10 protein-coding genes are annotated in these 11,396 nt (G+C 74.9%); 6 read left to right on the top strand and 4 right to left on the bottom strand.

What is annotated here, in order from left to right; all coding sequences use genetic code 11:
• Positions 1-149: 149 nt before the first annotated feature.
• Positions 150-521, top strand: a complete 372-nt coding sequence (locus IG74_RS0105020) for a hypothetical protein (protein WP_030670187.1) — start codon at positions 150-152, stop codon at positions 519-521.
• A gap of 11 nt (positions 522-532) precedes the next feature.
• Here the strand turns inward: IG74_RS0105020 and IG74_RS0105015 are convergent, their stop codons facing one another.
• Positions 533-1,267, bottom strand: a complete 735-nt coding sequence (locus tag IG74_RS0105015; protein WP_030670185.1) for a class I SAM-dependent methyltransferase — start codon at positions 1,265-1,267, stop codon at positions 533-535.
• Between the two features lie 76 nt (positions 1,268-1,343).
• Positions 1,344-1,796 carry a DUF6082 family protein gene (locus IG74_RS51930; protein WP_051854548.1) on the bottom strand — a complete coding sequence of 151 codons (453 nt, stop codon included), beginning with the start codon at positions 1,794-1,796 and terminating at the stop codon, positions 1,344-1,346.
• Positions 1,797-2,288: 492 nt separating this feature from the next.
• Here IG74_RS51930 and IG74_RS0105005 point away from each other — a divergent pair, with 492 nt between their 5' ends.
• The 3 genes from IG74_RS0105005 (at position 2,289) to IG74_RS0104995 (ending at position 6,443) form a co-directional block, all read left to right on the top strand.
• The gene (locus IG74_RS0105005) at positions 2,289-4,565 is read left to right on the top strand and encodes a PEP/pyruvate-binding domain-containing protein (protein ID WP_051854547.1); all 2,277 of its coding nucleotides are present in this window, start codon (positions 2,289-2,291) and stop codon (positions 4,563-4,565) included.
• On the top strand, positions 4,562-5,479 hold the full coding sequence (locus tag IG74_RS0105000) for a hypothetical protein (RefSeq protein WP_030670177.1): 918 nt from the start codon (positions 4,562-4,564) through the stop codon (positions 5,477-5,479). The genes IG74_RS0105005 and IG74_RS0105000 overlap by 4 nt, the downstream gene beginning before the upstream one ends.
• Before the next feature lie 199 nt (positions 5,480-5,678).
• Positions 5,679-6,443: a fused DSP-PTPase phosphatase/NAD kinase-like protein gene (locus IG74_RS0104995; RefSeq protein WP_078868579.1), complete on the top strand. Its 765-nt coding sequence runs from the start codon at positions 5,679-5,681 to the stop codon at positions 6,441-6,443.
• Here IG74_RS0104995 and IG74_RS0104990 read toward each other — a convergent pair.
• Both IG74_RS0104990 and IG74_RS0104985 read right to left on the bottom strand, forming a co-directional pair.
• Positions 6,427-7,710, bottom strand: coding sequence for a tyrosine-protein phosphatase (locus IG74_RS0104990; protein ID WP_051854546.1), 1,284 nt, complete (start codon positions 7,708-7,710; stop codon positions 6,427-6,429). The two genes, IG74_RS0104995 and IG74_RS0104990, sit on opposite strands and share 17 nt — an antisense overlap.
• Before the next feature lie 164 nt (positions 7,711-7,874).
• On the bottom strand, positions 7,875-8,672 hold the full coding sequence (locus IG74_RS0104985) for an arylamine N-acetyltransferase family protein (RefSeq protein WP_037824380.1): 798 nt from the start codon (positions 8,670-8,672) through the stop codon (positions 7,875-7,877).
• A gap of 369 nt (positions 8,673-9,041) precedes the next feature.
• Between IG74_RS0104985 and IG74_RS0104980 the strand changes: the two genes are divergently transcribed.
• Positions 9,042-10,280 (top strand): epoxide hydrolase family protein, encoded by a 1,239-nt coding sequence (locus IG74_RS0104980; RefSeq protein WP_078868578.1) that lies wholly within the window; start codon positions 9,042-9,044, stop codon positions 10,278-10,280.
• Complete coding sequence (locus tag IG74_RS0104975) at positions 10,277-11,359, top strand: hypothetical protein (RefSeq protein ID WP_063761210.1); 1,083 nt, start codon at positions 10,277-10,279, stop codon at positions 11,357-11,359. The genes IG74_RS0104980 and IG74_RS0104975 overlap by 4 nt, the downstream gene beginning before the upstream one ends.
• Positions 11,360-11,396: the final 37 nt, after the last annotated feature.

Below are 11,396 nucleotides of genomic sequence, written 5' to 3'. Positions count from 1 at the left end.
GCGCACGGCCCGGTGGCCCGGTGACCTCGACGGTCACCGGGCCACCGGCTTTTTCCCGGGCGCGCCGCCCGACCGGCGCGTTCGAGTTGCCGGGCCGCGCGGCGCGCTGTGGGCTGGGACGCCCGGGGGAGCGACGACGAGGAGTGCCCATGCCGCCCGAGCCAGAGCCGGTCACCGAGACCTTCGCCTTCACCTGCGGGGACTGCGGGGAGACCTGGGAGTCCAGCTTCCGGGTCATGTTCTTCTCCGACCCCGCGGGCCTCGCGACCCCCGCCGGGACCGCCGGGGCCGCCGGGTCGGTCACCCAGGAGTACGTCGACGAGGACGGCAACGCCCTGCGCTCCCCGCTCGCGGCGGCGGTGTGCCCCAAGTGCGGCGGGCGCCGCGTGCACGTGATGGCGCCCGGGTTCGCCGACCGGGCCCACGCCGCGGAACACCCGCCGCGCCCGCACCACGTGCACTCCCTGCACCTGCCGCACCGGCACCGGGAGCCCGGCCCGCCGCCCGGCGGCGAGGGCTGAGCGGCGGTCCCTCAGGCCTTGCGCGCGTCCAGGACCGCCGCGTGCGGGGTCGTGAGGTAGCGGGCCCAGAAGGCGTCCGAAGGGCCCGGCTCGGCGGTCTCGGACACCTGGTGCGTGCGCCACTCGGGCGTGCTGAAGCCCGCCTCGCGCAGCGCGCCGTCCAGGGACGCGGCGGTCCAGTAGCGGGCGGTGAACCGGGCGCTGTGCTCGCCGACGGTGAACCCGAAGTCCACCGGGGCGCCGTCCTCGCGGGCGCTGACGTCCAGGCGGAAGCCGTAGCGGGCGTAGTGGTCCGGGTCCGGGTGGACGTCCGGGTGGATGGGCAGGGTCAGGAACCGCCCGCCGGGCCGCAGCGCCGCCGCGACGGCCCGGCACATCGCGACGAGCGCGTCGTACGTCTCGGCGTGCGGCAGCACATACACGCCGAGCACGGTGTCGAAGGCGCCGTGCAGCCGCTCCGGGAGCGCCCCCGCGACGTACTCGACACCGAGGGGCTCGTCCTCCTCGCGGCGGCGGCAGTGGTCGACCATGCCCTCGGACGCGTCCAGACCGACGATCCGCCGCGCGCCGCGACGCGCCAGCAGCCGGGAGTAGACCCCGCTGCCGCAGCCGAAGTCGAGTATGTCCTGGCTCCCGACGTCACCGAGGTGACCGAGCACGGTGGGAAACTCCAGCCCCTGCCTGAAGGCCATCCCCGATGACTCCTCGTAGACCTGCCCGAGCTCGTCGAACTGACTGCCTGTCACGTCTTCGCCTCTCTGCGTCTGCCGACAGCGTGCGGCGGGTGCGGGGCGGCGCACCGGCGCATGCGGCACCGGACGGCTAGGCGCGCGCGGCGAGCACGGACGCGTACTCCTCGTCCGCGATGGCCACGAACCGCTTGGTCTGTGCGGATGCCCCGGCCGCCGCCAGATCACTCCATCCGGCACGGGCCCGGGCCCAGTACTCCCGCCCCACATCCCCCTGGAAGAACCCATAGCACAGGATGCGCAGTTGTCGGTCCTTCGTCTCCTTGATCAAGTATGCCGAGTGCCACCAGGACACGATGAGGTTGGCGAAGAGCATCTGCCGCGCCTTCTCCTCCGGCAGCTCCGCCAGCGGACTTCCCCAGCAGGGGCGCAGGACGTTGTCGTTGATGGACATCACGAGGAGCTCCCGGTGGGACGCCCGCATGCTCTCCTCGCGGGAGAGCCGTGTCTGCCGGGACTGGTAGATGAGCGAGAGCGCGATCCCCGCCAGTGCGGCAGCCGAAATGAACAGCGAGACAACGGCCATCGGGCACCCTCCTGCGTTGCCGTCCGCGCGGCGGTGCCGGACATCCCCGGCGGCGCGTACGCGGGTCGATGACTCCTCCACGCGAGGGGTTCGCCGACCGGTTCCCGGACGGGATGCCAAGAGGGGCGAGGCGTTGTCGCGTCGCTGTGCCATCGCCGTGCCGCCGGCACGGCCCGGTGGGGCTTGGCCGAATTCGGGTGGGCTTGTACTCAACTTCATGGGGCGGTCACGCGTCCGTGCTAAGGGCTGGATGATTTCTGGCCCGGCTTCATGGCCTGGCGTTTCGTCCGGTGGGCGAACCGGCCGGGAGGAAAGGGGAGGTGGCGTTCCGGTCCGCGCGCGAGAAGCCGCTCCGGCTTCGGGGAGGGACGCGGCAGCAGCCGGACGCCTCCCGGACGCGGCGGGCGCGCAGGGCCTCACCTCGTAGGAAAGGCGCCGAGAACTGGATGCGCGGGCGGTACGGGGCGCGCGGTCGGGCGAAGGAGGCAGGCCATGATCGGGGTGGAGACGGACCGGCTGGTGGTGGTGGGGCTTGAGGCGCGGCGCGCCCGCGAGCCGCGGCTCGCGGGCGCGAAGGCGGCCCATCTGGCCCGGGCCGCGGGCGCGGGGCTGCCCGTGCTGCCGGGGTTCGTACTGATACCCGCGGAGTTGGCGGACGCCGCGGGTTCCGAGGAGGCCGTGGGATCCGTGGACGTCGGGGGCTCCGCGGGCGTCGTAGGCTCCGCTTCCCGTGGTGAGGCCCCTCGCGAGGTGCCCCCTCGTGGTGAGTCCTTACGCGAGGATCCCTTGCGCGGGGAGTCCATGCGTGATGAGTCCTTGCACGGGGAGTCCATACGCGGTGAGCAGGAACTGCGTCGCGCCTGGCGGGAGTTGAGCGACGACGGGATGCGGCCCCTCGTCGTGCGGTCCTCGTCCGCGTGGGAGGACGCCGCCGACTCGTCCCTCGCGGGGCTCTTCGAGACCGTGCTCGACGTGCGCGGGTGGGGCGACTTCACCGACGCCGTGCGGCGGGTGCTGCGCTCGGCCCGGCGCACGCCCGCGGGCGCAGGCCGCGGCCCGCACCCCGACATGGCGGTGCTCGTGCAGCCCATGGTGCACGCGACCGTGGGCGGCGTGATGTTCGGGGCCGACCCGATGGCGGGGCGCCGCGACCGGGTCGTCATCAGCGCCGTCGACGGCGGCCCCGACCGCCTGGTGAACGGCAGCGTCCAGGGCGTGCGCTACCACCTGACCCGGCACGGCCGCCAGGTCCACACCGAGCCCGGCGAACCCCGCGACGCGCGGCTCCTCGCGCGCGGCCGCCAACTGCGGCTGCTGCGCCTGGCCCGGGACGCGCAGCGGGAGTTCGGGGGCCCGCAGGACATCGAGTTCGCCTTCGACGCCGACGACCGGCTCTGGCTGTTCCAGACCCGCCCCATCACCGCGCTGCCCCCGCGCCCCGCGCGCCGCGCACGGCTGCTCGGCCCCGGGCCGGTCGCCGAGACCTTCCCCGGGGTGCTGCAACCCCTGGAGGAGGACCTGTGGCTGGTCCCCATGGCGCACGGGCTCTCGGTCGCCCTGGACATCGCGGGCGCGGCGCCGCGCCGCCGCCTGCGCAGGCTGCCGCCCGTGACCACCGTCGACGGCCGCGCGGCCGCCGACCTGCGGCTGCTCGGCGCCGCCCCGCCCACCCACCGACTGCTCGGCTTCCTCAATCCGGCGCCCGCGGCCCGGCGCGCCACCGCCGCCTGGCGCATGGGCCGGGTGCGGACGACGCTGCCGACGCTCGCGCTCGACCTCACGGCCGACGTCGACCGCTACCTGAGCGAACTGCCCGCCCCCGCCCAGATGCTGAGCGGGCGTCTGCTGGCCGCCGTCTCCTGGGGGCGTACGGTCCTCTCCGCGCTGCACGCCCAGGAGTCCCTGGCCGGGGCGGTCCTCGGGCAGGGCTCGGGCGCCACCGCCGTCGGCGAGGCGCTCGCCGTGCTCGCCGAGGCCCGCGCGGACGAGCCCGACGACGCCCGCCTCGTCGCCCGCCACCCGGTGCTCCTCTCGCTCCTGCCGCCCGCGCTCGGCCCGCGCCCGCCGCTGCCCGGGCGCCCCGCCCTGACCGGCGTGCCGCGCGGCACGGCCGTGCTGCCCACCCGCGAGGGCCTGCGCCTGCGCGTGCGCTGGGTACAGGAGATGCAGGCCGCCATGGTGCGCGAGATGGCCCGCAGACTGACCGCCGTCGAGCTCCTCGACGACCCGGACCGCATCGCCCTGCTGCGCTGGGCCGAGCTGACCGCCGCGGGCGACGGCAAGGGGCTCCCCGCCGACCTGCACGAGCGCCTGCCGCGGCCGCAGCGCTCGGAGCTGCCCGCCGCGTTCCGGCTCGCGGACGGCCGCCCCGTGGCCGAGCCGGGCAGGCGCCGGGCGGCCGCCGACGGGCAGGGCGCGGGCGGCGGCTTCGGCTCCGGCACGGCCTGGCACGGCAGCGGCGAGCGCCCCCGGTTCGCGGTCCTGGTCGTCCGCGCCCTCGACCCGGCGCTCGCCCCGCTCCTGCCCGGGCTCACCGGGCTCGTCGCGGAGACCGGCAGCGTGCTCTCCCACCTCGCCGTGCTGGCCCGCGAGTACCAGGTGCCGACGGCCGTCGGTGTCCCCGACGCCCTGGACCGCTTCCCCGCCGGGACCCGGCTGACGGTGGACGGCGGCACGGGCGCCGTCGAAGTGGTGCGGATGGCGGCCGTCGGCGAGCCGCCCGCCGCACCCCGGGGCGGCGCCGACCACACGGAGGGCATGGCGTCATGAAGTACGTGAGCTATCTCCTCGGCGGCCTCAGCGCCGCCGCGGCCGCCACCTACAGCGTCGTCTACCTCACCCGCTGGGAGTGGCAGCGCGCCCTCATCTGCGGTGTGCTCCTGCTGGTCATCGAGGGCCTCCTCGTGGGCACGGTGCTGCTCAGCCGGCTCGGCCGCCTGGAGCGGCAGCTGGCCGACTCCAGCCGGCGCACCGAGGAGGTGTGGCGGCGCCTGCAGGAGTCCCGGGCCGAGGAGGGCGTACGGTTCCGCTGGCTGGAGCCCGGCACCCCGGACGGCGCCCACCGCACCTACGTCTTCGTGCCGGTCCTGATGGCGGCCGGGGCCCTGCTCTCGGGCGTCGCCTGGGTCGTGCAGAAGATCTCGGCGGCCACCGTCCGGCCCGGCGCCGAGCGCAGGCTCGCCGGGCGCCTCGCGGCCCTCGCCGCGCCCGGCGACGAACGGCACGGCCGCATACCGGAGTTGGAGGACCGCGAGGCCGTGCCCCGGCCGCGCGCCCTGCGCACCGCCGTGGTGAGCGGGGCCGCCGTGGCCGCCGTCCTGCTGCTCGCGCTGCTCGTGGACACCCTCTCCGACGCCACCCAGACCCGCCCGGCCAAGGCCACGGGCGCGGCCGCGACCACCGTGGTGTACGAGGTGCGGGTGCGCGGCAACGACGGCGCGGAGGCCCGCGCGCTCGCCGCGCGGGCCCTGTGGGAGAGCTGCCGCAGGTCCACCGCCGCCCTGAACGTCCACGCGCCGCTGACCCGCCTGGACGGCGACGTGTGGGCCGGAGTGATCCGCCCCGCCCTCTCCGCGCACGACGTGATGCGGCTGCGCGGCTGCCTCACCGACGCGACGGCACACCGTACGAGCGCGAGGGTCCTGGGCGAGAGCCAGGTGAAGCAGGCCGACCGCGACCACTGAGGCCGCGCGTGCGCACGGGCGGATTCCGGAGGTCCAGCCAACTCGGCTGCTGCCCAAGAGAGTTGGGGGTACGGGTGAGGCGCGTGGGGCGGGCGGACCGGGTCGCCGGGCCCCGCGGACGCCGGTAGCCTGGACGAGGCCTGCGCCTCCCTCCCCGAAGTCCGGTGTGCCGACGCGCACGCCCTCTGGTGGTGACCGCTTGTTATCCCGTACCTCCTCCGCCCGGGACACCTGCGCCCGTGCCGCCGCGCGGCTCGGCGCGGCCACCGCGACCGCGAGCGCCGCGTGCGCGAACGCGGGCCGGAAACTGAGAGCCAGACGGCCGACGCCCCGGCGCGCACTGAAGCTGGTCGGCCTGTGCGTGCTCGGCTACACCGTCTTCTGGGCGTCCACGGCACTCGGCGTGCTCGCCGTCTCGGCCTGGGCGGGCGAACGCGTGAGCGCCGAGCGGGAGATGACCGGCGTCCGCCACTTCCAGCGGGTCGACGACCGGCTGTGGCGCGGCTCCGCACCCACCGAGGCCGGCTACCGCGCGCTCGCCGCACACGGCATCCACACGGTGGTGGACCTGCGGGCCGAGCACCTGAGCCCGACGGAACTCGCGCGCCCCGGACGCGCCGGGCTCGACGTCGTACGGCTGCCCGTCCGCGACGGACAGACGCCCGACGGCGCGCAGGTCGACCGGTTCCTGCGCGTCGTCGCCGAGGCGAAGGGGCCGGTCTACGTGCACTGCGGCGCGGGCGTCGGCCGCACCGGCTCGATGGCGGCCGCCTACCTCGTCCGCACCGGGCAGGCCACGCCCGGCCAGGCGGCCCTGCGCACCGTCGCGGTCGGCCCGCCGTCCCTGGAGCAGATCTACTACGTGCTCAGCGCCGACCGGGACGCCAGCCGCCAGCCCCCGGACGTGGTCTCGCTGATCAGCCGCCTGGCCGACGCGCCGCGCCGCATCAAGGCCTCGCTGTGAGGTCCCGGTCGGCCGCCTCCAGCGGCTTCTCCATGAGCGTGACGGCGTACCGGCCCGCGACCCCGCCGTCCTTCGACGCGAGCTCGCCGACCTCCCGGTAGCCCGCGGCCGCGTAGTACGCCCGCAGCCGCGGGTTGTTGGAGCGGCAGTCGAGGCGGCTCAGCCCGCGCCCGGCGGCGCGGATGCGGCGCTCGGCGTGCGCGAGCAGGAGGAGCCCGGTGCGCGGCGGCGCGGTGTCCCGGTCCGTCATCAGACGGTGCACGTAACCGGCGGTCGGCGGCTGCGGGCCCCACGGGGCGGGGTCGTCCCACCACAGCTCGAAGGCGCCGGCGACGGGTCCGTCGGGTCCCAGCGTCGCGAGCCACACCTCGCTGTCCGCGAGCCGCGCCGCGAAGTGGTCCTCGCCCAGCTCGCCGGGCTGCCACTGGGCGATGCCCCGGGAGATCTGCCAGCGCGCGGCCGCGTCGCGCAGCCGCACGAGCTCGGCGAGGTCGGACGCGCCGGCCCGCCGGAAGGTCAGCTCGGGCCCCTCCAGGAGGGCGGCCCGCAGCGCGGCCACCAACTCCTCGTCGGCGTCCAGGAGACGGGCGGCGTAGGCGCGCAGGGAGCCGTACCGCTCGGTGATCCCGGCGAGGAAGAGGCGCATCGCGTCCGCGGGCGCCTGGCCGAAGGTGGGCCAGGGCAGTTCGCGGCCCGGGTGGGTGGCGCGCCAGTCGGCGACGAGCCGGTCGGTGGCGAGGCCGGTGAGGGCGAAGTCCTCGACCACGTCGGCCTCGGCCACACCCAGGAGGCTGAGCACGAGCGCGGCGAGCAGCCCCGTGCGGTCCTTGCCGGACACGCAGTGGAACACCACGGGACCCGAGCCGTCCTCGGCGATCAGTTCGAGCGCCCGGCGCAGCTCCTTGACGCCGTCCTCGGCCATCTCCAGGTAGCGGTCGGCCAGATGGCGCCCGGCGTCCGTGTCGGGCTCCGACGCGGCCCGGTCGTCGGCCCGGTCGTCGGCCCGGTGCTCGACGCTCAGGTGGTGATAGGCGAAGGACGCGTGGTCCGGGACCCGGCCCTTCGCCTCGATCTCCCGGGGGTGGCGCAGATCGATGACCGTGCGGACACCGAGGCCGAGGAAGCGTTCCCAGTCGGCGCCCCGCAGCTTGCTCAGCGAGTCCGACCGGTACACCTTCCCCCACCGCACCGTACGGCCGTCCTCAGTGACGTAGCCCCCTAGGTCACGGCAGTTGTGCAGCCGGTCGAAAGGTATGTGTCTCTTCACAGTGCCGCAGCCTACGTCCGGGCGCGCCGCACCCGCCGCGACGAACGTCACCGGGCCCGGCGGGCGCCGAAACGGGCCGGGAAGCCTGGACAAAGGAGCGGACGTGCTGCATGGTGCCCGCTCCCCGGTGTCATGTCGCAAGGACACCCCCGCCCGCCGTTCGGCTACCGGCCCCCGACCCGGACCGGCGACGCGAGCCGCGGCACCTCGTCGAGGACGATGCCGAAGAGGGTGGCGTAGGCCTCCAGGACCTCCGCGTCCGTGGCGAGTTCGGTGATCCGCGCCTCGCCGCCGTGCGGGGTGACGGTGAGCCTGCTGCCGCTGAGCGTGGCCCGGCCGGTGTCGGTGAGGATCGAGCACACCAGGGACCGGGTGAAGTGTGACTTCGGAGAGGTGCGGTGGTACCAGGCGCCGCCGGTGAAGTCGGTGAGCGCGCGGGGCCGCCGGTCGAGCAGGTACTGCGGCTCGCCGCCCATGAGGACGCGCAGATCGCCGTCGGGCGTCTCGGCGACGCGGAAGGTGCCGCCGGGGTCGGTCTGGTCGCCGCGCTCGGTGAAGGCGAGCGGGTGGTGGCTGTGCTTGCCGAAGCCCACGTCGGCCAGCCAGTCGCCGCCGTCGGCGGTGCGCACGCGCAGCGCCATGTGGTCGTACGGGATCCCGAGCCGGTCGCCCTGGTACACGCTGGCCTGGAGCAGGTCGACGTCGAAGCCGAGCGAGGTGAGGAGGGCCGCGAAGGCCCCGTTGAGTTCGTAGCAGAACCCGCCGCGGCGGCCTTCGACGACCTTCGTGACGAGGTCCTCCTCGACGAGGTCGACCTCTTCGCCCGCGTGGATGGCGAGGTTCTCGAAGGGGACGGTGCGCAGATGGGCGAGGTGCAGGTCGCGCAGGGCCGCCGAGGTGGGGGCGGCGGGGCGCTCCGCGCCGATGCGGAGCAGATAGGCGTCGGTCCGTGAGGTGTCCATGGGGCAAGTCTCACGGCGAGCGACCGCCCGGGTCACCGGCCCCGGGACAGACCCGGGACGTCCCTCCGTCCTAGGCCTCGGGCTCCGGGAGTCCTAGGTCCGCGGCCCCTGTGACGAAGATCGGCGGATGTGTATAGTCGGCCCGGCCACGCGGTACCCCACACCGTCCGCGTGCGGACCGACGAAGGAGGTGAGCCCGTTGCGCGACCTGATGACCGACCGCACCGTCCGGGCCCTCCCGACCGCCGTCCGCGCCTGACCGTCAGACCGTCGCTTCCGTCGAATCCGTCTGACCGGTTCCCTCGCACGGCCGCCGCGCCGGAGCGCCCGCTCGATCCGAGCACCGCAGCACTCCTCAGCGAAGGAACCATGACCACCACACCGGGCACCACCCCCACCCCCTTCCGCGTCGCCGTCCCCGACGACGTCCTCGTCGACCTGCGCGCACGCCTGACCCGCACCCGCTTCGTCGCGGCGTCCGACGCGACGCCGTGGGCGGCCGGAGCCGACCCGGCGTACCTGCGCGACCTCGTCGCGTACTGGGCCGACGGCTTCGACTGGCGCGCCGCCGAGGCCGCACTCAACGCGTTCCCGCACTACACCGCCGATGTCGCGGGCTCGCGGCTGCACTTCCTGCACCTGCGCGGACAGCGCCCCGACGGCGCGCCCGCGCCGCTGCCGCTGGTCCTGAGCCACGGCTGGCCGAGCAGCTTCGTGGAGATGCTCCGCGTCGCCCGGCGCCTCGCCGACCCGGCCGCGTACGGCGGCGACCCCGCCGACGCCTTCGACGTGGTCGTCCCCTCCCTGCCGGGCTTCCTGTACTCCGAGCCGCCGCGCGGACCGTTCACGCGCCGGGGCGTCGCCGAGACGTGGCACTCCCTGCTGACCCAGGCGCTGGGCTACGAGCGGTACGGGGCCTTCGGCGGCGACATCGGCGGCGGAGTCACCCAGTGGCTGGGCGCGCTGTACCCGGACCACGTCGCCGGGGTGCACATCACCTCCGCCGTGGTGAACGCCGACTTCGAGGCGCAGCCGCCGACCCCCGACGAGCAGCGGTACCTCGACGCGCTCGCCGCGTACGACAGCGCCGACGGCGGCTACAGCGAGATCATGTGCACCCGGCCGGACACGGTCGCCGCCGCCCTGGTCGACTCGCCCGCCGGACTGCTCGCCTGGATCGTCGACAAGTACCGCGACTGGAGCGACTGCGACGGCGACGTCTCCCGGCGCTGGGACCGGGACACGCTCCTGACGGTGGCCACGCTCTACTGGGCCACGGCCAGCATCGGCACCTCGTTCCAGCAGTACTACGACTACCCCCTGAACAAGCTCCTGCCGCCGATCACCGTGCCCGCGGCCGTCACGCTCAGCCACGAGCCGGCGTACGCGAACTATCCGAGGAGCATTGCCGAGCGCGTCTTCACCGATCTGCGGCACTGGCGCGAGCCGCGGCGCGGCGGCCACTTCATGGCCCATGAGGAACCGGACCAGGTCGCCGCCGCGCCGGAGGGGCGTCACGGGCGGAAGCGGAAAGCCGGAGCAACGGGTCGATATAGGCTGTACGTTCTGTTTCTTTCGCTCACGACGTACTCGGAGAGTTATCTGTGACCGCAGTGATCGCCCCGTCCGCCCCGGCTGCCCCGTCGACCGAGGCCGCCCCGGCCACTGAGGAGACCGGACAGGACGGCGCGTACGAGGCCGCGCGCGAGCTCGTCGCGCGCGACGCCCACGAGTTCGGGGTGTACGCGCGCACCGGCGGCTGGGCGTTCGGCCTGAAGGTGGCGCGCAGCGTGCGGCCCGGCGGGCAGTCGGCGGCGGACACGCCGAAGGTGTCCGCGAAGGAGTTCGGCGAGCTCGCCGGGTGCTCCGCCGAGCGCGTCATGCGCTTCTACAAGGCCTGGGACCGGGCCGCCGACGACGGACTCGTGCCGCACTTCGAGGAGCTGGCGCCGGGCCAGGAGATCGAGCTGCCGGACGCCGACGTCTGGCTCACCTACTACGTGCCGCGCTCCAGCGCGTCCTCCGCGCGCGGCACCGCGATCATGGCGGCCGCCGAGGCCGAGGGCATCCGTCCGACCAAGGCCCTGGAGGTCGCGGAGAACCCCACCGCGCTGCGCGCCGCGATCCTCGCCGACCCCTCCACCGCCCAGGCCGCCCGGCACGCGCTGCTCGACCGGGTCAAGGAGGACCCGGTCCTGCAGATCGACCTGGCCCGTGACATCGCCCGCACCGACGACCTGAAGAAGGCCGTCGCGGGCGAGGCCAGGGCCGCGGACCGCATCGAGTACGTCCGCAAGATCGCCGAGGAGGGCCAGGTCAGGACTCCGGCCGGGCAGACCATCGACGCGCCGGCCGGGCTGCGCGAGGAGGCCGAGCGGCATCTGTCCCTGATCGACGAGCTGGAGCCCGAGGAGGCCGGGGAGTGGGCCACGGAGGCCTACGACACGGTGAAGACGCTCGTTGCCGAGACCGTCGAGGCGGACCCCGAACTGCGCGTCCAGGAGCGGCGGACGAAGTTCTACAGCAGCCTTCAGAAGGCGACGAAGGTCTTCGAGGAGCTCACCCTCGACGACGCCGCCGACTTCGGCGACATCTACGAGGACGACATGGTCCAGCGCCTCGAAGAGCTCCAGCAGGCCATCGGCACCTGCCTGACGGCGCTGCGCAAGGCCTCCCAGACGGGCTGACACGCCATCCGACGGGGCCCGGCGGGGCCGGGCCCCG

It is taken from the genome of Streptomyces sp. NRRL B-1347 (assembly GCF_000720325.1).
Taxonomy (GTDB): Bacteria; Actinomycetota; Actinomycetes; order Streptomycetales; family Streptomycetaceae; genus Streptomyces.
Note: the sequence above shows the minus strand (reverse complement) of the source record. Positions and strands in the feature narration are given on the sequence as shown.

What these genes read in the sequence shown, in the direction of transcription:
- IG74_RS0105020 (WP_030670187.1), top strand. Translation starts at nt 150, where the DNA reads ATGCCGCCCGAGCCAGAGCCGGTCACCGAGACCTTCGCCTTCACCTGC.
- IG74_RS51930 (WP_051854548.1), bottom strand. Translation starts at nt 1,796, where the DNA reads ATGGCCGTTGTCTCGCTGTTCATTTCGGCTGCCGCACTGGCGGGGATC.
- IG74_RS0105005 (WP_051854547.1), top strand. Translation starts at nt 2,289, where the DNA reads ATGATCGGGGTGGAGACGGACCGGCTGGTGGTGGTGGGGCTTGAGGCG.
- IG74_RS0105000 (WP_030670177.1), top strand. Translation starts at nt 4,562, where the DNA reads ATGAAGTACGTGAGCTATCTCCTCGGCGGCCTCAGCGCCGCCGCGGCC.
- IG74_RS0104985 (WP_037824380.1), bottom strand. Translation starts at nt 8,672, where the DNA reads ATGGACACCTCACGGACCGACGCCTATCTGCTCCGCATCGGCGCGGAG.
- IG74_RS0104980 (WP_078868578.1), top strand. Translation starts at nt 9,042, where the DNA reads ATGACCACCACACCGGGCACCACCCCCACCCCCTTCCGCGTCGCCGTC.